Source organism: Paenibacillus sepulcri (genome assembly GCF_042647105.1).
Classification (GTDB): Bacteria; Bacillota; Bacilli; order Paenibacillales; family Paenibacillaceae; genus Paenibacillus_Z; species Paenibacillus_Z sepulcri.
On record NZ_JBHRUP010000001.1, the window covers coordinates 374,907 to 395,450 of the forward strand.

Genomic DNA, 20,544 nt, shown 5'->3' on the forward strand with positions numbered 1-20,544 from the left:
TTTCTCATATGCGGTGCTTTAGGATTCTAGTTTGTCAGAAATGTAAGCCATTAGGGTATGTAAGTCTTCAATTACAGCTCCAGCTTCACAGCCGGCTGCTTGCAGAAGCGCAGCGTAATTCTCCTGAGTGGCAAGTCCCGTGAGAACCAGAATGGTCGGGCAGCCGGCAGCATGACCAGCCGCGATATCCGTTGCCGGGTTATCTCCAATCACCCAGGTCTCTTCGGCTGAAAGCGCCAATCGCTCCAACGCCACATTCATTAATACATCGGACGGCTTGCCGATAAGCACTGGCTCAATTCCTGTCGCAGTTCTCAGCATGGCTGCGATCGTGCCGGCACCCGGCAGCAGCTCGCCATCAGAAGGAAGCAGCACATCCGGATTAGTCAGCACGTAGCCGGCTCCGCTCCGGATATGACGGACTGCCGCAGACAGTCGGGCATAAGTAAGCTTGCGGTCGATTCCCTGAACCACAAAATCCGGATTCTCCTCCACAACCTGCAGACCTGCCTCGGCAGCAGCCGACTGAAGACCCTCTTCTCCAAGCACAAATACACGCGCGCCCTGCCGCCGCTCCGCAATATAAGATGCAGCCGCCTGGGCAGAGGTGCATACCTCGGAGGATTCTGCAGGAATTCCCATGCCGGTCAGACGGCTGGCAACCACATCAGGCGCTGCTGTTGAATTGTTGGTCACAAAAAGATAAGGAACCTGATTTTCACGCAGCATGCGAATGAGAGCATCAGCGCCTTCAATCATCTTCTGGCCGTTATAGAGAGTTCCATCCAGATCAATCAGAAAACCCCGCATGGAGCTTACCGCGCCGGGCATTCAGGTCAACCCCTTATTCTCGGCAAGTACCCGATCTATCCAGTATTCCGCACGCACGCCATCCTCAATCGTCGGAGCCAGACCATTCCAGTTATCTTCTCCGGCATAACGCCGGATAAAATGATGAAGCGCGGCAAAATGGGTATCAACAGAGATGCCCATGGTCGCTTTTTCATCCGGAAGCAGACTTAAGGAATCAGGTGCAGGCAAAGCGGAACGGCTGCCGCTGAGCAAATGAACGACGGGGACGGAATCGCGCTCCAGATCGCAGGTGATGGAGCCCTTCGTGCCGACGATCTGAATATCATAGGCATCGGATCCAAGAGCAATGCGCGATACCTCCGCCGTTCCGCTTACCCCCGAGGCTGTCGAATACGTCATCATGGCCCAGTCATCCACATCCACGGTCACAATTTCGCCGGTGTCCGCGCTTGGACGCTTCTGGACATAAGTATTCGTTCGGCCGCTTACATCCGTAAGCTCGCCAAACCAGTGATGCAGCAGATCTATCACATGCACGCCAAGATCGCTGATGGCGCCGCCGCCGGACATCCCGCTCTGCAGACGCCAGCTTACAGGGCGCTCCGGATTCAGATAGCCCGAGCGGCGGTAGGATATTTTGCATTGCAGCACATTGCCGATAATCTCCTCCGACAGCCAGTGTTTGATCCGCATGACGGCAGGATGATAACGAAACGTAAAGGCGAGCTGCTGCCTGAGATCCGGCTTCCCTTTCACTTCAGTGAGCAGTGCCCGGGACCGGCTGTAGGATTCTGTTACCGGTTTCTCGCAGTAGATGGATTTGCCGCCCTTGAGGGCAGTCAAAACATCGTCGTAATGGTTCGCATTAGGCGTACAAATATCAAAGATGTCCACTCTATCGTCAGCCGCCGCTTCGGCAGAGGATGCAGTCACATGGCGGAACCCAATGGCTTGCGCCTGGGCAAGGTGGAGATCAGGACGTCTGGTTACCAGTGTATCGAGCACCGGTATCAGCGGCGGGTTCTTGATTATAGGCATCGCACGAAGTGCGGTCATATGCGTTTTTGCGATATTTCCAAAGCCAAGCATGGCAAATCGCAGTTCTTTCATCCGTAAAGCCTCCCTGTCTTATTCCTGAGCCGTTCAATACGTTTGCGGATATTGTCGATCTCGGCGCGGCGTTTCGCGTCCAACCGCAGTCCCGAATACCGGTGCTGAACCAGCGATAAAGCCTCTTCGGCCAGAATCAGCGCTTCATCAAGCTGCCTGGTCTTATGCTCGAAGTACATGGCAAGCTCGATATGGGCATTCCAATCCGGCCAATCGGAGCGCCGAGACCCTTGTACAGCCTTCTGCCACAATAACACAGCACGCGGCCAATTTCCACATTTCTTGTCACGCTCTGCCAGCATGCACAGACAGGATGCGGGAGTATGCGATTCCTCTGAAAGCCGGACATACAGCTCTTCGGCATGCTGCAAAGCTCCCATTTTCTCAAGCCATAAGCCCGTTCGGAGAATCTCCTCCGGCTCGGTTGGATGTACAACGTATGTTCCGATCCGCCCTTCCAGGAGATGGCCGAAGCGGATAGCAAGACAAGTCAGGGAAAGCATATCCGATTCATTATGAAGAAACACGCCAAGCAGAGGCTGCGGATCTGCATCAGCGAGGAATTGAAAATAAATGGCCGGGGCCTGAGAACCTGGAACATCGTCCGTCCGCTGTATGCCGAGCCGCTCTTCTTCGACATGGCTTAGCCTGCAAGATACCAGGGTGTTTCGCCAGATGCTCCGTGACGGGTGAAGCAAATCGATATGCACAGGCTCCCATTTGAAGTGACGGTAACCGTTCAGGATAAATCTGTTCTGCAGAACAGGCCAGTCGAACGTCCGCCCGTTGTAGGTGACCAGGTGGGTGAAGCGCGGCAGCAGCTCCTGCAAATAAGCCAGCATCGCCCGCTCTTCAGCAGGATGGCGAATCAGCATTTGTTCAACGACATAAGCTCCCGCTTCCATGTAACCGAGTCCGACCATAAAAGGCACATTTCCCGCTCCGACTCCAAGACCGGTCGTCTCCAGATCGAGAAACAGGAGCCTTTCCGGATCCACAAAGGACGGCTCTGCGCCGCCAAGCGGTATCGTCCCTGGCTTGCCCGCCTTCGCTGCAGCCCTTGATTCCCGCTTGACTTTCACACTGTCAGCCAGCCGTTCAAAAGCGCTCAGACCTGCAGCCGTGTCCTGCAGCTCCGATAAATGGTGCAAACCATGACGATGGGATAAGGGGTAACGGACCTTGCGGATCAGGAAGAAACCCTCTGATGACTCCTGGAGCACGACACCTATACCATCCCAATCGCCCGTGAGCGAATCGGTAGCGAGTGAATCGTCATCAGACGCAGAAGACTGCTCGTCTAATTCCCCTTGATGGATGGCAGTCGAATCCGGCTGCGCCGTGTGTGCTGGTTCCCATAATTCAGCCGCTATTTCCCGATTATTTTCTTCAGATGAGCCGGCGCCCGCTTCATCGCCGCCGGCAATCGAAGCTCCGGCTGCAGCGGTGCCTCTAAGCCGCATGATCCGATCCCGAAGTCCGCTCATGAGCGGACTCCCGTTTCTTCAATCAAATCCAGCGCCAGCGATTTGCCGAGCAAGCCGACCTCCTCGATCGGTCCAACGCAGGCTGGACAGCCGCTAATACAGGTACAGGAGCGGATAAGCGACTTGGCATGCTGGAGCAGTTCGTCATGAACCTCATACAATCGCTCGCTCAGCCCGATACCGCCGGGATAGCGGTCATAGAAATAGATGGTGGGTCTTTTGGTATGTACGGCCTTGACCTGCGGCACGACGCGAATATCGAGCGGGTCGCACATCAGATATAGCGGAGCCAAATGAACCAGCACATTGGCAAGGCCCAGCAGCGCCTGCTGCATGACATTGCTGCTCTTGCGCGCAGCGGCTTCTTCACTGAAGGAGAACCAGTATCCGCTCGTATGAAGCTCCTCCTCTGGCAAATGGATCGGTCCGGAGCCGATGTTCTCATGGGTGCGCAGACGGATTTTTTTGAATATGGTCGCTTTGGCGTTGATCGTAACCTCCCCGTACTGGCGCAGCAGCTCTCCGTTTTGCCGCTCTTTGTCAACATGGAGCACCTTCAGCTCCACCGCCATATTGGCGTCGGTATAATAGTCGACATCAATTTCGCGTACAAAAGCCTTCTTCTCCGGATAATCCAGCTTCTCCACCTGGTACTGGACACCCTCATGAATGTATATGGCTTCCTCATGAATAAGCGTAGGCGCACTGAAACGATCCACCTCGCCAAGCACGCGGCTGCCATTGGTCATATCGATAATGATAAAATTCTCCAGAGCCGCTGACCGGAGCGATATGCCATGTGCCGGGAACGACTGCTCCATCCAGTACCACCGGTCCTTCACCCGGTGCAGCACCTTCTCCTCCGTCAGAAATTCAAGCATATGCTCGAGCGGCTCTTCCCCGAATTTCTCTCCGGCTTCGAACGGCAGCTCATAGGCAGCGCATTTGACATGATCAATCAATATCAACAAATTATCGGGATGAATGAGTGCCCGCTCCGGCGGCCGGTTGAAGAAAAAATCCGGATTCTGAATCATATATTGATCCAGCGGATTGCTGCTTGCCACGAGGAAGGTTACCGACGTGCCCTGCCGTCTGCCTGCGCGACCGGATTGCTGCCATGTACTGGCGATCGTCCCGGGATAGCCGTTCATGACACAGGCCTGCAGCTGCCCGATGTCGATGCCAAGCTCCAGCGCGTTGGTGCTGACAACGCCGCGGATCTCGCCGCTGCGCAGCCCGTGTTCGATCTCTCTCCTGAGCTTGGGCAAATAGCCTCCGCGATATCCTCTGATGGTCTTGGGGCCGAGCTCATCCTTTACGAGTTCCTGCAAATATGTCAGCAGAAGCTCGACTCTTACCCGGCTGCGCGCAAACACGATGGTCTGCACACCCTGACGCAGCAATGAGGCGGCCAGCTTGCGCGATTCCAGCACGCTGCTGCGGCGGATGCCAAGCTGTTTATTCACGATAGGCGGATTGTAGCAGATAAAATGCTTCTCCCCCATCGGCGCACCGTTGTTGTTAACCAGCCGCACACGCTCCCCGATCAAACGCTCGGCATGCTCGCCAGGGTTATCGATCGTCGCCGAGGCGCAGATAAACTGCGGATTTGAGCCATAAAACCGGCATATCCGCTTCAAGCGCCGGATCACATTCGATACATGGCTCCCGAATACACCGCGGTAGGAATGCAGCTCATCAATTACAATATATTTGACATTTTCAAACAATTTCACCCATTTGGTATGATGTGGCAGTATGGCCGAATGAAGCATATCCGGATTCGTGACCACGATATGTCCGGCATTGCGAATGACCTGTCTGACAGTCGGCGGCGTATCGCCATCATAGGTATGTGTCTTCAAATCCACATCCATCGCCGCTGCCAGCTCCTGAAGCTCAGCCACCTGATCCTGCGCCAAGGCCTTTGTTGGAAACAGGTACAGCGCTCTGCCGCTGTCATTCTCAAGCAGCGACTGCAGCACCGGCAGGTTATAGCATAAGGTCTTGCCGGATGCCGTCGGCGTGACCGTAACGACGTTCTGACCATCGCGCACCGCATGGTACGCCTCGGCCTGATGAACAAACAGCTGGCTGATCCCCCGCCCGGCCAGCGCTTCCGCAAGCTTGGGATGAATATCCGCCGGCATGGCAGTCGACCGCGCTTCCTTGGGCGGTATGGTATGCCAATGCGTCACATTATCCATGATTTCCGGTTGCTGCGTGAGCAGCTGCAGCCATTCGTCCAAGCTTGAAGCCTTCCCCGTCCACCGGTTCATGTGGAGTTCCCCCTTTGTGTTTCTTAAATATGAATCTATGAAAATGTAAAATTACACGGACATTCCTTATTTAGTATGATAAAAAATTACTCGGTCTTCGCAGAACGTAATTCATGCCATCTCTTATATTGTACAGAATGCATGTTCGGTCCGCAATCGCAAATGACAAAGAACCGCCCTATCCCCGAGCGGGTTGAAGGGCGGCTCTATGGAATGCCGGAACCAGGAAATTTTTATGCTAGCCGGCCATTCGTATCAGGTCTTGGCACAAGAATTTCCAGATAGTCGTAAGCGGCAGCAGAGGCTGGAAATATCGACTGGGCGTCGGCAATCAGCCCTTCGACAGCCTCGTCGTCGAAGCGGGAGCTGAAATGAGTCAGCACCAGCTTCCTGGCCCCTGCCCGGGAAGCGATCTGTGCGGCCTGAACCACTGTAGAGTGTCCATATGCCGCAGCTTTCTCTTCCATTCCAGCTGCGAATGTGGCTTCATGCACGAGCAGGTCAGCCCCTTCTGCCAGATGTACCGCATTTTCACAAGGCCGCGTGTCCCCAAGTATCGTGATGATTCTTCCAGGAAGGCTCGCGCCGACCACATCCGAGGAGCGGATCACTTCTCCATTCTCAAGCGTAATATCCTCACCATTCTTGAGTCTTCCGTACAGGGGACCGGGAGGAACGCCCAATTGAGTCAATTTCGCGATATCCAGATGCCCCTGCTGTGCCAGCTCCGTTATACGGTAACCGTAAGAAGGGAGACGATGCTCCAGCTCTTCCGTTTCGACCGAGAACCTTTCATCCTCCGCTACCAGCCCTGCCTCAGCTATCTCAATGATGTCCAGCTCATATTCAAGATGAACGCCGCTATGCTCGAAGACACTTTCCAGATATGCGCGCAGCCCGCTCGGCCCATAGATTTGCAACGGCCCCGCCCCATCAAAATAGGAGCGGCTGGTAAGAAGTCCGGGCAGCCCGTAGATATGATCCCCATGCAGATGGGTAATCAGAATACGCTCCAGACGGTTGAGCTTGAGCTTGCTCCCGAGCAAACGGTGCTGGGTGCCTTCTCCGCAATCAATGAGCCAAAACCCGTTTGAAGGTTCAGGGAGCTTGAGCGCTATCGATGTGACATTGCGTGCCTTGGTCGGTCTTCCTGCGCTTGTTCCCAGAAATACGATCTGCATAGCTGCTTTCCTCCTAGTCCTCTGGCAAGAAGAAACTGCCCCCGTCCATTTCACGGCTGAAGCAAGTTCCTTCCCAATTGAACTTATAGAAAAATTTATTTGGTTCGTGAAGATATAAATCCTATAAGTTTAACAATACCCTTAGCAGGACCGGTATAATACCGTTCTGCCAAGGGTATTTCTTGGGAAGCCGGGGATACTGCTCTGACCAGCTGCGACTCATTCGCATTTCACTTCGTAATGAGACTTTCGGCAGAGCAGTATCCATTCATATCCAGCCTTCATCCATTACGATTTACAGCTTTTCGACGTTAAAATACTGCGCTTCCGGATGGGCGAATACCATGGCGGAAACGGACGCCTCCGGCTCCATCATAAAGCCTTCCGTCAACTCGACCCCTATATCCTGCGGTTTCATCAGGTCGAACAGCGGCTCCTGGTCCTCCAGGTTCGGGCATGCCGGGTAGCCGAACGAAACACGAATCCCTTGATAACGCGCCCCATGGCGCTGCTTCATCGTGAAATCATGCGGATCCGGGAAGCCCCATGTATCGCGCATCATATGATGTACGCGCTCGGCAAGCCCTTCCGCCACTTCAAGCGCAACGGATTGGTAAGCATGGGAACGCAGATAATCGCCGTTGTCCTTGAGCTGACCGGCCAATTCGCGCACCCCTTCACCGGCGGTCACGACGAGAAAGCCGACATAATCCATAATACCGCTGTCCACCGATTTCAGGAAATCCGCCAGACAGAGAAACGGCGCCACCTGCTGGCGCGGGAACGAGAAGCGTTTGATTTCACGGCCAGGCTCCGCAGGGTCATAGATAATAATATCGTTGCCGGACGACTGTGCCGGGAAGAACCGGTACATGCCATGGGCATGAAGAGTCCCTTTTGCGGCGGCTTCCATCAGAATGGAATCGACCGTTTCCTTCAGCTGGACCGCTTTGCTGTTCTTCTCCGCCAGCAGCTGCTCTACACTGCCCTTGAGGCCCAAATGATGGCCCAGCAGCATCTGCATGTTCACATAAGGAACAATCTGCGGAATCGGGACATTACGAAGCACATGACGATCCAGATCCGGCGGAATGAAAACCGGTTTGTCTGTCGACACGTTGGAGCGGGTTGCCCGCGTAAGCTCCGGCAGCGGCTTCTTGACTTCTTCCTCGACGCTTCCGGCTGCCTTGAATGCGGCGAGATCGTCCTCATAAGCCTGCCTGAATTCCGGATTCATCAATTTATTGGCGATGTCCAGACCATCCATGGCATCCTTCGCATACAGCACGAGTCCGTCATATTCCGGGCTGATCCGCGTTCTAGTGAACTTGCGGGTCAATGCCGCGCCTCCGACAAGGATCGGGGCATCAATACCGGCATTTCGCATATCCTGAGCGGTAATCACCATCTGCTGGGCGGATTTGACAAGCAGGCCGGATAATCCGATGGCATCCGCTTTTTCATTCCGGTAAGCTTCGATCAGCTTCTCCGGCGGCACCTTTATGCCAAGGTTTATGATTTTGTACCCGTTATTGGACAAAATGATCTCAACCAGATTCTTCCCGATATCGTGGACGTCGCCTTTAACGGTAGCCAAAATGATCTTGCCCTTGACTGCCGTTTCATTCTTCTCCATATGCGGCTCCAGATGGGCAACCGAGGCTTTCATCACTTCGGCGCTTTGCAGCACCTCGGCCACGATGAGCTCATTGTTGTTGAACAGCCGCCCAACCTCTTCCATCCCTTTCATCAAAGGACCGTTGATCACTTCAAGCGGCGAATATTTGCTCAGCGCCTCATCCAGATCAGGAATCAGCCCTTCCTTCGTTCCCTCCACCACATACGAGCCCAGTCGCTCCTCAAGCGGCAAGCTCGACAATTTTTCTTTCTTTTCCACCTTCTTGTTGCGGAAAGCGGCCACAAATTCGGCTAATGTATCATCGTTCGTATTATAAATTAATTCCTCCGCCAATCGGCGCTCTTCTTCCGGAATGGACGCGTAGCGCTCCAGCTTCTCTGTGTTCACAATGGCGTAGTCCAGGCCCGCTTTGGTGGAATGATACAGATAAACAGAGTTGAGCACCTCGCGGCCCGCATCGGGAAGACCAAAGGAAATATTGCTCAAGCCCAGAATAGTCTTGGCTTTGGGGAATTTCTCCTTGATCATTTTGATCCCTTCAAGCGTCTCCACAGCGGAACCGATATACTGCGGATCACCGGAACCAACAGGGAACATATTCGGATCAAAAATAATATCCTCAGGGTTCATCCCGTATTTGTTGACCAGCAGGTCGTAGGAGCGTGCCGCCACCTCCATCTTGGCTTCGCGGGATACGGCTTGTCCGCGCTCATCTATTAATATACAGACGACCGATGCGCCGTAACGGTGAATCAGCGGCAGGATTTTTTCAAACTTGGTTTCGCCGTCCTCCAGGTTAATGGAGTTAATGATCGCTTTACCCTGGGAATACTTGAGCCCAAGCTCGATAATATGATCATAGGTGGAGTCGAGCATAAGCGGAACCTTGACTTTCTTGACTACCTCCGGCAGAAACATGTTGACCGCGTAGGCCTCATCGATATCCGTGTCCTGGAGATTGATGTCAATGACATGCGCTCCGCCTTTCACCTGAGCCCGTGCCACCTCCGACGCTTCTTCAAACTTGGCCTCCTTGATCAGCCGTTTGAATTTGCGCGAGCCGGAAATGTTCGTCCGCTCGCCGATCATAATCGGGCGGTTGTCTTCTTCAACAAAGACCGTCTCAATGCCGGACAAGGCAGCAGGATGATTGCCCATCTGCTGGCGCGGCGTATAATTGGCAAGCGTCTCCGCCATCGCTTTGATGTGGGCAGGCGTGGTTCCACAGCAGCCGCCGGCGATATTAAGCCAGCCCTGCTCGGCAAAAGCAGCGATCTTCCCTGCCAGCGAGGTTGGCGATTCGTGATACAGGCCGTTCTCATCAGGCAGTCCCGCATTGGGGTAACAGCTTACCGCAGAGTGTGAGATCTCCGACAGCGAACGGATATGATCGCGCATAAACTCCGGACCTGTCGCGCAGTTCAGACCGATCGAAATCGGATTCAAATGCTCCAGAGATATATAGAAGGATTCAATATTTTGTCCAGCAAGCGTCGTCCCCATGGGCTCAATCGTCCCGGAAATCATAATCGGCAGCGTGATGCCTGTGGTTTCAAACGCCTTGCTGATGCCGATTGTTCCTGCCTTTACGTTCAATGTATCCTGTGAGGTTTCGAGCAGAAGAGCGTCTACTTTACCCTCAATAAGGGCTACCGCCTGCTCGTAATAAGTGTCCACCAGACCATCGAAAGTCACCCCGCCTGTGACAGAAAGCGTCTTCGTCGTTGGCCCCATGGCCCCGGCAACAAAACGCGGCCTTTCCGGCGTGGAAAACTTGTCTGCCGCTTGACGCGCTATGGCTGCAGCAGCGAGATTGATTTCCCGCGATTTCTCCGGAATATCATATTCGGCCAGAACCACTCCCGTTGCGCCGAAAGTATTCGTCTCCAGAATGTCGGCGCCTGCTTCCAGATAAGCCTCATGTATGGAAATGATTACATCCGGACGAGTCAGAACGAGCATTTCATTACAGCCGTCCAGCTCTTCGCCACCGAAATCCTCTGGACCCAGATCCTCCTGCTGAATCATCGTTCCCATTGCACCGTCGAGAATGAGAATGCGTTTTTGCAGCATTTGTTGTATAGTTGGTTTTGTCATCGATGCACTTCCCTTCCGCAACTGCAGACCTTCCCAAGCAATAGCAAAGCGAAGGCGCAGCGAAAAATCATTAACTTTTAGTTTATCAGATTCACAACCTGCTGAAAAGGTGTTGTCGACAGTCTTGGCGTTTTGTTTTATAATTAATCTTATCGGAATTAACATCTATAGGAAAGAGGGATTACAACATGGCTGAAATTCGTATCCGCAACACAGAAGAGCGTATTTCGGGCGAAGCAAACGTCCGTGAATTTTTGGAAAAACAAGAAGTCTTGTATGAACACTGGAACCCGGAGAAACTGCCTGCCGAGTTACATCAGAAATTCATTCTGACGGATGAGGAGAAACAGCAGATTCTATCCACTTTCGATGCAGAAATCAACGACCTGGCTGCCCGCCGCGGCTACCGGACCTGGGACATTATCGCGCTCTCGGATGCGACACCCAACCTCGACGAACTGCTGAAGAAATTCGAGCAGGTTCACACCCATACGGAAGATGAAGTACGGGCTATCACGGCTGGGCGCGGCATCTTCATCATCAAGGGCAGCGACGATGTGGGCTATTTCGATGTTGAACTCGAAGCGGGAGACGTTATTTCCGTTCCCGAGCATAAACCGCATTTTTTCACCTTGATGGATAACCGCCAGATCGTTGCCGTGCGCCTCTTTGTCGAGACCGAGGGCTGGATTGCTCATCCGTTCGCCGATGAATCCTTCCAGAAGGCTTAATGCCCTGACCATTCATAGTCATATAAATAGACCCGCTTCCTGTGATACACGCTTGAATGTGTATCACAGGAAAGCGGGTCTTTATGATTCCAATATCTTTATACAAGCAGAGGCAGCAGTTCCTCCAGATGTTTGATCTCATGTGAAGGGATAATGTCGTCGCTGCGTTTCACGCCATGGCGGTTGATCCAAACCGAGGTCATGCCAACCGTATTTGCACCGAGTATGTCCGTGGTCAGCTTGTCGCCCACCATGATTCCATCCGCCGGTTCGATCCCCAACGATTCAAGTGCATGCTGAAAAATCGGCGCAGCCGGCTTCCCCTGACCAAATTCTCCGGAAATGATGATATGATCAAAATAAGGCGCAAGCTCCGGTACGCCTGCCAGCTTCTCCCGCTGCAAATCAGGAGAGCCATTGGTGAGCAGCAGCAGCTTGTATTGGCCTTTGAGCTTATCCAGCACGCGGAAGGTTTCTTCATAGATCAGCGGGCGCTTGCGGCGCTCTGCGGGAAACATCTCCGCAAGCTCAGCTCCCAGCTGCTCATCAAGGATTCCCAGAGCCTTCAGCCCTCGAGTCCACGCTTCACGCCGGTAAGCGGGAGCCAGCTGCTGCAGCTTTCTGAACTCCTCCTGCTCGCCTTCAAGAAAATTCGCCCACAATCCCTCAAAGGGATTGATCCCGATCATTTTTGTAAAGGCATAGGTCTCATAGGATTCGTACAAAGCCCGGGCTTCGCGCCGGACAGCTTCCTCCAAATCATGTAGATTGACGCCAGTCTTATCCGCCGCCGCCTGACAAGTAGCTGCGAAAGCTTCGCTTACACTCCGGTCATCCCATAACAGCGTATCATCCAAATCAAATAGTACCGCTTTTTTGCCCATGACGAATTTCCCCACTCCAGTTCTTTATTTCTCCGCAAACGGAATATTGTTGGCTGCTGCAAAGGTCCGGAGCCGTTCGGTCATTTCATCCGTCGGATAACGGTTGAATAATCGCGAGAATACCCAGCTTCCGCCTTTGGGCTGCTCGATAATAACGGAGCCCTTCTGTACGCTGATTCCTTTGATTGAGCTTAAGTAAAGCGTGCGGTCACCGGCAAAGCGCCGCGATCGAACAAAGTCTTTTCCGATTGCCAAATAAGGACGCCGCAATATAAACAGCAGCGCCAGAAAGATATAACAGCCGATCGTGATCCAGAACATGTTTCCGGAATCCTTGTAAGTGCCCTGTGCAATGCTGATCGAGGCGTAGACTGCCGTGAAGACCAGAAGAAAGGCGGGCATTAAAAGACTGCGCCCTTTATATGTATCAATCGGACTGCTCGCTGTCTTGCTTGCCATCAGAGGCGCCATGCCCTGCTTCTTGCGCTGTTTGTTAAGTTGACTCTGGTTCTTCTGAACCTTTCGTTCCCAGGATCTTGACAATTACGTTCCTCCTAAAAGTTTTGCGAAGCAAAACTTGCATCGTAAGCAATTTCTTGAATTTTACACCCGTCTGCTGCGTGTATTTGTGCCATTCCTGTTCCATCCATTCGCCTGAATGAATGACATGCATCAAATTAAATATGAGCAAGAATGTTGACAAGTTGGCCGAACGGATCGCGGACATAGAAACGACGTACGCCCCAGGGCTCATCAGCCGGACCATACTCGATCGTAAATCCGGCTCTGTTCATGCGTTCGAATGCAGCATCGACATCATCGACCTCAATGGACAAATTAGGCGTAGGCGTGTTGGAACCCCCATGCTGGGCGAAGCTAATTTGAATGCCCATTTGCTCATCAGAACCATAGGTTCCAATCCATCCATGATCCATCAACAAATCGAGGCCGAGAACATCCTGGTAAAAGCTTTTGGCAGCTGCAATATTCCTGGTATCTACGTTGGCGACAATTCGTTTAACCTTCATTGCGCCCCCCAATCACAAGACTTTGTGCAAAACATTCTCATTCTCTTGAAAAAGAGTTAAAAAGGCCGGGCGAATTTGGCGATGAAACGATTCGGATACTCGGAAGGAAGCGAGCTAACTTCATCCAGCCGATTCCATATTTCACTTGGCATTGTCCAGCCCACAGCCCCCATATTTTCCGAGAACTGTTCCAATGTGCTGGCTCCGAATATCGGCGATGTGATACCTTTTCTTTGCAGCAGCCAGGCGAGAGCGATTTGTGCAGGCGTCTTGTCCAGTTCATGAGCGGCTGCCCGGACGGCATCCAGGATGGCAAAGTTACGTTCCGTGGCGCGCAGACCCCATGAACTTTCTCCAACCTTTGACGTCAATCTTCCCGATGTAGGCTCTTCCCTGGAATAACGTCCCGTCAGAAATCCTCCACCAAGCGGAGCCCAGGGAATAACGCCGACGTTCTCCTCCAGACAAAGCGACATCATTTCCCGATCCATCTCACGGCTGACCAGACTATACTGCGGTTGAATGGAAATAAACCGGACATAGCGGTTGGCATCGCTGACGGCAAGGGATTTCATCAGCTGCCAGGCAAAAAAATTGGAGCATCCGATATAACGGACCTTGCCCGAAGTGACCAGATCGTCGAGAGCGCGAAGCGTCTCATCTATAGGAGTCAGATGATCCCATACATGAACCTGATACAAATCGATATAGTCAGTCTGCAGACGCTGCAGGCTTTCTTCGACGCTTTGCATAATATGCTTGCGCGAGACGCCCGCCCCGTTGGGATGGTCAGCGGTATTCATCCGCACTTTCGTTGCCAGCACAACCTCTGACCGAAAATCCTTGATCGCTTCGCCTACGATCTCCTCCGATCGGCCGGAAACATAGACATTCGCCGTATCCAGAAAATTGCCGCCCTGCTCCATAAACTGATGGATCATGCGAATGGAATCGCCTTGACTTGTTGTATTTCCAAAACTCATCGTCCCTAAACAAAGCTCCGAAACGGCAAGTCCACTGCGTCCAAGCAGCTTGATTTGCATCGTTATAACCCCACCCTGCTTATTATTTGGTGAAACCGGGCTAGTCGCAAGCAGTTTTATTGCTTGCCGCCGCTTTCTTCCTCATCTTCCACAAATTTAATCGTTTCGATTTGGTTCTTGAAATTTTGCTTGAAGTTCTCCAGATATTTCTGACGCAGAGCATCGCGCTCGATTGTTTCCTCCGGAGTTAATCCGACTGCTTTATTTTTTCGTGACAACTCATTAATCCTTGCAATAAGCTCTTCCAAACCGATACGCTCCTCTCATGATGCTGTAAACATTCACCCTTTACTTTGACATTTTTAATCCTCTATTGTCAAGAAAATACGACCTTTGTCCTGTAGATGGAAATAAAAAAAGCGGACTGCATCAGTCCGCTGGTATAATCAATGTTTGTCCGGCCATAAGTGTGCTGGAAGTCAGGTTGTTCCGTTCCTTCAAGTCATAAATGATTCGCCGGATATCTTCGCCTTCCTTACGCAGATCCCCTGCTATTTCCCAAAGTGTCTGGCCCTCACTGATCGAGATGACTTTCTCGCCCGCAGCGGGCTCCGCTGGATGCTCGCTCGTTGCACTTCCCTGCATTATAGAAAAACCAACGAATAAGAGCGAGAAAAACAATATTGCCGCTATCATCCGCATCACCAGCTTCTTTGACCTGCTTTTATCTGATGCAGATTTCACGTAACCTTTATCAGCTTTATTCTCTGAATTCATAGAAGAGTAAGAAGATATTGTTATCATCATTTCCCAGCACCCCAAACGTTTGTTCTGTTTTCGATAAACCAATATTAACACGAACACCCGTTTGCAGTCAACTGTTTTCGGAACATTTGTTCCCCATAAAATACGAACTCTTGTTTCTCGAACTTATGTTTGTACGAACTCCGGTTCTGTGTTATAATTTGACACAAATGAACCTTTGGAGTGATTCTGGTGTCGAAACTATCGAACCGCCAACAGGCGATTCTGGAATTCATCAAGACGGAGGTGCGGGAGAAGGGATATCCCCCATCCGTCCGGGAAATCGGTGAAGCTGTAGGACTTGCTTCCAGTTCAACCGTACACGGACATTTGGACCGTCTGGAGAAGAAAGGCTTAATCCGCCGTGACCCGACGAAACCGAGAGCGATTGAGATATTGGATCAAGCGGACAATGAGATTCCTTTTCCAATCGCAATCACCAAAGTTCCCATTGTGGGCAAGGTTACTGCAGGGGTGCCAATTACAGCTACCGAGAACATTGAGGATTACTATCCTCTCCCTTCAAGCAAAGTCGGTGATCATAATGTCTTCATACTTAACGTAATGGGAGAGAGCATGATTGACGCAGGCATTCAGGACGGCGATTATGTCATTGTGCGGCAGCAGCAATCCGCTATCAACGGCGACATCGTGGTTGCGATGACGGAGGATGACGAGGCGACGGTGAAAACCTTTTATCGTGAACGCGATCATATCCGGCTGCAGCCGGAGAATCCGACAATGGAGCCGATTCGGCTTCGCAATGTAACGATTTTAGGTAAAGTTATCGGACTTTTCCGCGATATTCACTAAGTGACTTCTTATGAAGCAGAGACTGGCGTTGCCTTGAGGGCATCGCCAGTCTCTTTTTTGTTTTACATATTGGGTACCATCGGGATTACCTCAAGGAACTCAAAAATACATTTAGACCGTCGTTGGCATGACCATTGTCTTTATTGGATGGAGTTTTCCCTTGTAGACAAAGGACGCATCCCCGCTTTCTTCGGATACAACCAGTACAAGCGCATCTGTTATTTCGGTCAGTCCGATCGCGGCGCGATGCCGCATTCCAAATTTCTTGTCCACATTCGATGCATTGGATACAGGCAGGACATTGGCGGCGGAAATAATTTGATCGGACTTGATGAGAACGGCCCCGTCATGCAGCGGATTACCCGGATAAAAGATCGCCTCCAGCAGGGAATAGCTCAATTTGGCCACAAGCGCAACCCCGGAATGGATGATGGCATCCAGGTTATCATTTCTCTCGATGACAATCAAAGCCCCGTGCCGGCGCTCCATAAGATTCTGAATGCAGATGGAAAGATCCAAATAGTTGGATGTAAATGAGGATAAATAACATTGCAGATAGAATGAAGCGGCCAGGGATTCAACTTCTTTAAAAGTTCTGCCAATATTATCAAAGTCACTCAAAAGACAGTGATTTTCAGCATCAATTTGATCCAGAATACGCTGTGATTCATTGACAATAAGGTGGATATGCTGTTTCAGCCGTTCCTTTAAAGGAGTCTCATCGCAATTGCCCTGCCCCATTTCATACACCCCGCACACTTTAATTTTTTACCGCCCAAACCCGTCCATGGTACTTTAGTATTGACGAGAAGCTTCAATTTAATTATGACATTCAACGAACAAATACCCGCCAGCCGAAGCTCGCGGGGAATGGATACCAGTTCAGGGGCAAGCTATAAAGCACCGGAGCTTTGGACTATTTTCAACGCTTTGTCATAATCCTTCTCCCCAATGACAACAGTCAATAAAATATCATACCCCGTCACTCTGTTCTCCGGTCCTCCAGAACTGTAACCGCTCGCGCTGACATTTGCTGCAGCCAGAATGCCTGCATCCGGCTCTCCAACATCCTCTCCAAGAGTCAAATAGCCAAGTCCCGGAATACTGCTGGTAACCGGGTTTCCAGAGCGGTTAATCCCATCTCCGGGATACCCGTCGATCCGTTCAATCGAACCATCTGCAATCGAAAGAGCCTGAAGCTGCTTCAAAGCTTTTTCCGCTTGCTCCGGACTCTTGAAATAGGCAAGGATGCTTTTTTCTGCCACATTGATAACTCCTTTTCGTCCTGCTGAAATTGTTCATATTCTCATGCTGAAGGCACTTCTTTGAGTTATTAGTCTTAACCAGACAAGCGGGATATTATTACACCTCATTCCAGCGGAAAGGCGAACAGGATTTGTTTCGAGTATAAAACGATCAAGAGGCATTTTGGGGGCACTATGGGGGATGCTGTCCCGAGTGAGCTGTCATTTATCTATATACCCCCAAAGAAAAAAATCCCTCAACGCTAATAGCGCCAAGGGATTTCCGGTTTTAGTACAGAGTCAAATATTGATCGCGTTCCCACTGATGAACCTGTGTGCGGTACATGTCCCACTCAATTTCTTTCAGTTCAAAGAAATGAGCAAGTGCATGATCGCCAAGCGCGTCACAGATAATGTCATCGCGCAGCATTTCATCGAGCGCTTCCTTGAGACTCTCAGGCAAGCTTTGAATACCTTCGTCGATACGCTCTTCCTCCGTCATAATGTAGACATTACGATCGGTTGGAGCAGGCAGCGGAAGTTTGCTTTTGATACCATCCAAACCGGCTCTGAGCATAACCGCCAGTGCCAGATAAGGGTTGGCAGCGGGATCCGGATTTCTCACTTCAATACGGGTGCTGAGACCTCGCGATGCCGGAATACGAATCATCGGACTGCGGTTGCTTGCGGACCATGCTACATAATTTGGCGCCTCGTAGCCTGGAACCAGCCGCTTGTAGGAATTGACTGTCGGGTTCGTGATAGCTGCGAATGCGCGGGCATGACGGAGAACACCAGCCATGTAATAACGGGCATCCTGACTTAACCCGACTCTGTCGTTCTCGTCGTAGAACGCATTTTCCTTACCTTTGAACAGGGATTGGTGGCAGTGCATTCCCGAACCATTTACGCCAAACAGCGGTTTAGGCATAAAGGAAGCATGCAATCCATGCTGACGGGCGATGGTCTTAACAACGAGTTTGAACGTTTGGATCTGGTCAGCCGCTTTAATGGCATTGGCATATTTGAAATCAATCTCATGCTGCCCCGGCGCGACTTCATGATGGGAAGCTTCAATTTCAAAGCCCATTTCTTCCAAAGTAAGTACGATCTCGCGACGGCAGTTCTCGCCCAGATCCATCGGCGCAAGGTCGAAATATCCGCCCTGGTCGTTTAATTCGGTGGTAGGTTCACCTTTGTCGTCGGTTTTGAACAGGAAGAACTCCGGCTCTGGCCCAACGTTCATTGCGGAATAGCCCAATTCTGCAGCCTCTTTCAGCGCCCGTTTCAGGATGCCGCGGGGATCTCCGGCGAAAGGTGTTCCGTCAGGCATATAGATGTCGCAGATTAATCGGGCAATACGATCTTCAGCAACCCAGGGAAAAATCACCCAAGTATCCAGATCGGGGTATAAGTACATATCGGATTCCTCAATACGGACATAACCTTCAATGGAGGAACCGTCAAACATCATTTTATTATCAAGGGCTTTTTCCAGTTGGCTTACAGGAATTTCCACGTTCTTGATCGTTCCCAGAAGATCGGTAAATTGCAGTCGGATAAATCGAACATTCTCTTCTTTGGTCGCACGCAGGATGTCCTCTCTGGTGTAGCTCACTCAATCATCTCCTCTTCGAATAGTAGTTCGTATTTTACTTTTTGTTATAGAATCGAGACAGTTGGCCTTGAATCATGGAGGCTTTGCCCGGCCTCTTCTCCAGCAGCTGCTGCTTCAGCAGACGATGCAGCTGTGCGTCTGACAATTCACGACGCTTCACCTCAGATTGCTCACTCAGGACGGTCGCTTCCTCCGACTCCTTGGAAACGGGATTCATGACCTGCTTGATACCGGCAATGTTGACGCCCTTCTCAATGAGTGATTTGATTTCCAGCAGCCTTTCCACATCATTGAACGAAAATAACCGCTGGTTTCCTCCCGTACGTGCGGGAATAATCAGCTCATGCTGCTCGTAATAACGAATTTGCCGAGCAGTCAGATCGGTTAGTTTCATGACGATTCCGATTGGAAAAAGCGCCATATTTCTACGTATATCGTCAGCCATGTCACATCAACCTTCCAGTATCCGAGATATGCCCCTATTGTACCCCTCTCCCAAAAATCTGTCAAGATGTGTGAGGTTTAATTACAATTAACTCTCGTTCTGCAAGAGTCAACAAGGCCTTCAAAACACCGTATTTGACATGGGCATACGTAAGCCCGCCCTGCATGTAAGCAATGAATGGCTCACGAATCGGAGCGTCTGCCGACAGCTCCAAGCTTCCCCCCTGCATGAACGTTCCCGCTGCCATAATGACGGGATATTCGTAGCCCGGCATGTCCCATGGCTCGGGAACTACATGGGAATCTACCGCAGCAGCGCGCTGAATCCCCTGGACGAATGCGATGAGCTGTTCCGTGTTTGTAAAACGCACCGCCTGAATGAGATCAGTGCGTCTGGCGTCCCACGATGGATTGGTCTCAAAGCCGATACGCTCGAACATGACAGCCGCAAACGCGCTGCCTCTCAATGCTTGTCCAACCAGATGCGGCGCCAGAAACAAACCCTGGAACATGGCGCGCAGCGTACCGAGCGTTGCGCCGACTTCCCCGCCGATTCCCGGCGCTGTCAACCGGTAAGCCGTTTTCTCGACCGCATCCTTCGTTCCGGCCACATAACCGCCTGTAGGAGCCAATCCTCCTCCCGGATTCTTGATCAGCGAGCCTGCGAGCAAATCCACTCCAACTTCCGTCGGCTCCAGTTCTTCTGTAAATTCTCCATAGCAATTATCGACAAACACAAGAAGCTCCGGCTTAATCGCCTTTACCCGTTTCACCATCTCGGCTATTTCAGCCACCGTGAAGGAGGAACGCCATTCGTATCCGCGGGAGCGTTGAATCCCGATTACTTTGGTTTTCCCGGAAATGCTAGCGGTGACCCGTTCCCAATCAATGGAGCCATCTGCGGTCAAATCCACCTCCGCATACCGGATTCCAAAATCCTGAAGAGAGCCCGTCCCGTCTCCCAGTTTGCCGATCACCTTATGCAGCGTGTCATACGGTCTTCCCGTTATGTACAGCAGCTCATCACCCGGCCGCAGAAGTCCGAACAAGGCGCAGCTGATCGTATGCGTGCCTGAGACAAAATGCGGACGCACCAGCGCCGCCTCTGCCCCGAAAACATCGGCATACACCAGATCAAGCACTTCACGTCCGCGGTCATTATAGCCATACCCTGTAGATCCATTGAAATGAAAGTCGCTGACGCGGTGTTTTTGAAAAGCCTTAATGACCTTCCATTGATTCCGCTCGGCAATTTTGTCCATCCTGCGAAACACGGGAGCAGCTTGGTCCTCGGCGGCATCCGCCCACTGCTCAAGTGTTCTCCAGTCCTTATTCTCCTGCTCAACCAATTGTTTTGTCGCTCCCCTGATCATATCCGTGCTGTCA

The 20,544-nt window shown here is 51.6% G+C and carries 19 protein-coding genes; 2 read left to right on the forward strand and 17 right to left on the reverse strand.

The annotated features are described in order from the left end of the window. Positions 1 to 18 precede the first annotated feature (18 nt). The 6 genes from ACFOLF_RS01675 to metH form a co-directional block, all read right to left on the reverse strand. Entirely contained in the window at positions 19 to 831 is an 813-nt protein-coding gene (locus ACFOLF_RS01675; RefSeq protein ID WP_210040563.1) for a TIGR01457 family HAD-type hydrolase, read from the reverse strand. Further along, positions 832 to 1,923: a Gfo/Idh/MocA family protein gene (locus ACFOLF_RS01680; RefSeq protein WP_210040561.1), complete on the reverse strand. Its 1,092-nt coding sequence runs from the start codon at positions 1,921 to 1,923 to the stop codon at positions 832 to 834. Continuing rightward, complete coding sequence (locus ACFOLF_RS01685) at positions 1,920 to 3,410, reverse strand: ribonuclease H-like domain-containing protein (RefSeq protein WP_210040559.1); 1,491 nt, start codon at positions 3,408 to 3,410, stop codon at positions 1,920 to 1,922. Before ACFOLF_RS01685 ends, ACFOLF_RS01680 begins: the two co-directional genes overlap by 4 nt. Then, positions 3,407 to 5,692, reverse strand: a complete 2,286-nt coding sequence (locus tag ACFOLF_RS01690) for a DEAD/DEAH box helicase (protein ID WP_210040557.1) — start codon at positions 5,690 to 5,692, stop codon at positions 3,407 to 3,409. Before ACFOLF_RS01690 ends, ACFOLF_RS01685 begins: the two co-directional genes overlap by 4 nt. A 233-nt stretch (positions 5,693 to 5,925) precedes the next feature. Beyond that, positions 5,926 to 6,873, reverse strand: a complete 948-nt coding sequence (rnz, locus tag ACFOLF_RS01695; protein WP_210040555.1) for a ribonuclease Z — start codon at positions 6,871 to 6,873, stop codon at positions 5,926 to 5,928. A 295-nt stretch (positions 6,874 to 7,168) separates the two neighbouring features. Continuing rightward, positions 7,169 to 10,609 carry a methionine synthase gene (gene metH / locus ACFOLF_RS01700; protein WP_210040553.1) on the reverse strand — a complete coding sequence of 1,147 codons (3,441 nt, stop codon included), beginning with the start codon at positions 10,607 to 10,609 and terminating at the stop codon, positions 7,169 to 7,171. A gap of 188 nt (positions 10,610 to 10,797) precedes the next feature. Here metH and ACFOLF_RS01705 point away from each other — a divergent pair, with 188 nt between their 5' ends. After that, positions 10,798 to 11,340: a 1,2-dihydroxy-3-keto-5-methylthiopentene dioxygenase gene (locus tag ACFOLF_RS01705; RefSeq protein WP_210040551.1), complete on the forward strand. Its 543-nt coding sequence runs from the start codon at positions 10,798 to 10,800 to the stop codon at positions 11,338 to 11,340. A gap of 98 nt (positions 11,341 to 11,438) precedes the next feature. On the opposite strand, the gene ACFOLF_RS01710 is transcribed toward ACFOLF_RS01705, so the two are convergent. From ACFOLF_RS01710 to ACFOLF_RS01735, 6 genes are all read right to left on the reverse strand, one after another. Next, on the reverse strand, positions 11,439 to 12,224 hold the full coding sequence (locus tag ACFOLF_RS01710) for an HAD family hydrolase (protein ID WP_210040549.1): 786 nt from the start codon (positions 12,222 to 12,224) through the stop codon (positions 11,439 to 11,441). A 24-nt stretch (positions 12,225 to 12,248) separates the two neighbouring features. Beyond that, positions 12,249 to 12,767 (reverse strand): hypothetical protein, encoded by a 519-nt coding sequence (locus tag ACFOLF_RS01715; RefSeq protein WP_210040547.1) that lies wholly within the window; start codon positions 12,765 to 12,767, stop codon positions 12,249 to 12,251. A gap of 134 nt (positions 12,768 to 12,901) precedes the next feature. Next, entirely contained in the window at positions 12,902 to 13,252 is a 351-nt protein-coding gene (locus ACFOLF_RS01720) for a glyoxalase superfamily protein (RefSeq protein WP_210040545.1), read from the reverse strand. Positions 13,253 to 13,308: 56 nt separating this feature from the next. Beyond that, on the reverse strand, positions 13,309 to 14,295 hold the full coding sequence (locus ACFOLF_RS01725) for an aldo/keto reductase (RefSeq protein ID WP_210040543.1): 987 nt from the start codon (positions 14,293 to 14,295) through the stop codon (positions 13,309 to 13,311). A 56-nt stretch (positions 14,296 to 14,351) separates the two neighbouring features. Then, positions 14,352 to 14,543, reverse strand: a complete 192-nt coding sequence (locus tag ACFOLF_RS01730) for a DUF896 domain-containing protein (RefSeq protein WP_379113865.1) — start codon at positions 14,541 to 14,543, stop codon at positions 14,352 to 14,354. A 121-nt stretch (positions 14,544 to 14,664) separates the two neighbouring features. Next, on the reverse strand, positions 14,665 to 15,042 hold the full coding sequence (locus tag ACFOLF_RS01735; RefSeq protein ID WP_210040541.1) for a LysM peptidoglycan-binding domain-containing protein: 378 nt from the start codon (positions 15,040 to 15,042) through the stop codon (positions 14,665 to 14,667). Between the two features lie 189 nt (positions 15,043 to 15,231). Here ACFOLF_RS01735 and lexA point away from each other — a divergent pair, with 189 nt between their 5' ends. After that, positions 15,232 to 15,852 (forward strand): transcriptional repressor LexA, encoded by a 621-nt coding sequence (gene lexA / locus ACFOLF_RS01740; protein WP_210040539.1) that lies wholly within the window; start codon positions 15,232 to 15,234, stop codon positions 15,850 to 15,852. A gap of 111 nt (positions 15,853 to 15,963) precedes the next feature. Here lexA and cdaS read toward each other — a convergent pair whose 3' ends face one another. The 5 genes from cdaS to ACFOLF_RS01765 all read right to left on the reverse strand — a co-directional run bounded on the left by cdaS (position 15,964) and on the right by ACFOLF_RS01765 (position 20,531). Further along, positions 15,964 to 16,593: a sporulation-specific diadenylate cyclase CdaS gene (gene cdaS, locus ACFOLF_RS01745; protein WP_210040537.1), complete on the reverse strand. Its 630-nt coding sequence runs from the start codon at positions 16,591 to 16,593 to the stop codon at positions 15,964 to 15,966. 152 nt (positions 16,594 to 16,745) lie between these two features. Then, positions 16,746 to 17,117, reverse strand: coding sequence for a hypothetical protein (locus tag ACFOLF_RS01750; protein ID WP_210040535.1), 372 nt, complete (start codon positions 17,115 to 17,117; stop codon positions 16,746 to 16,748). 268 nt (positions 17,118 to 17,385) lie between these two features. Then, complete coding sequence (gene glnA, locus ACFOLF_RS01755) at positions 17,386 to 18,714, reverse strand: type I glutamate--ammonia ligase (RefSeq protein WP_210040533.1); 1,329 nt, start codon at positions 18,712 to 18,714, stop codon at positions 17,386 to 17,388. A gap of 34 nt (positions 18,715 to 18,748) precedes the next feature. Continuing rightward, complete coding sequence (locus tag ACFOLF_RS01760; protein ID WP_210040531.1) at positions 18,749 to 19,159, reverse strand: MerR family transcriptional regulator; 411 nt, start codon at positions 19,157 to 19,159, stop codon at positions 18,749 to 18,751. Positions 19,160 to 19,220: 61 nt separating this feature from the next. Next, on the reverse strand, positions 19,221 to 20,531 hold the full coding sequence (locus ACFOLF_RS01765; RefSeq protein ID WP_210040529.1) for a methionine gamma-lyase family protein: 1,311 nt from the start codon (positions 20,529 to 20,531) through the stop codon (positions 19,221 to 19,223). Positions 20,532 to 20,544: the final 13 nt, after the last annotated feature.

What these genes read in the sequence shown, in the direction of transcription:
- ACFOLF_RS01735 (WP_210040541.1), bottom strand. Translation starts at nt 15,042, where the DNA reads ATGATGATAACAATATCTTCTTACTCTTCTATGAATTCAGAGAATAAA.
- ACFOLF_RS01680 (WP_210040561.1), bottom strand. Translation starts at nt 1,923, where the DNA reads ATGAAAGAACTGCGATTTGCCATGCTTGGCTTTGGAAATATCGCAAAA.
- ACFOLF_RS01705 (WP_210040551.1), top strand. Translation starts at nt 10,798, where the DNA reads ATGGCTGAAATTCGTATCCGCAACACAGAAGAGCGTATTTCGGGCGAA.
- ACFOLF_RS01765 (WP_210040529.1), bottom strand. Translation starts at nt 20,531, where the DNA reads ATGATCAGGGGAGCGACAAAACAATTGGTTGAGCAGGAGAATAAGGAC.
- ACFOLF_RS01675 (WP_210040563.1), bottom strand. Translation starts at nt 831, where the DNA reads ATGCCCGGCGCGGTAAGCTCCATGCGGGGTTTTCTGATTGATCTGGAT.
- cdaS (WP_210040537.1), bottom strand. Translation starts at nt 16,593, where the DNA reads ATGGGGCAGGGCAATTGCGATGAGACTCCTTTAAAGGAACGGCTGAAA.
- ACFOLF_RS01720 (WP_210040545.1), bottom strand. Translation starts at nt 13,252, where the DNA reads ATGAAGGTTAAACGAATTGTCGCCAACGTAGATACCAGGAATATTGCA.
- ACFOLF_RS01690 (WP_210040557.1), bottom strand. Translation starts at nt 5,692, where the DNA reads ATGAACCGGTGGACGGGGAAGGCTTCAAGCTTGGACGAATGGCTGCAG.
- rnz (WP_210040555.1), bottom strand. Translation starts at nt 6,873, where the DNA reads ATGCAGATCGTATTTCTGGGAACAAGCGCAGGAAGACCGACCAAGGCA.
- ACFOLF_RS01710 (WP_210040549.1), bottom strand. Translation starts at nt 12,224, where the DNA reads ATGGGCAAAAAAGCGGTACTATTTGATTTGGATGATACGCTGTTATGG.
- ACFOLF_RS01685 (WP_210040559.1), bottom strand. Translation starts at nt 3,410, where the DNA reads ATGAGCGGACTTCGGGATCGGATCATGCGGCTTAGAGGCACCGCTGCA.
- ACFOLF_RS01725 (WP_210040543.1), bottom strand. Translation starts at nt 14,295, where the DNA reads ATGCAAATCAAGCTGCTTGGACGCAGTGGACTTGCCGTTTCGGAGCTT.
- metH (WP_210040553.1), bottom strand. Translation starts at nt 10,609, where the DNA reads ATGACAAAACCAACTATACAACAAATGCTGCAAAAACGCATTCTCATT.
- ACFOLF_RS01760 (WP_210040531.1), bottom strand. Translation starts at nt 19,159, where the DNA reads ATGGCTGACGATATACGTAGAAATATGGCGCTTTTTCCAATCGGAATC.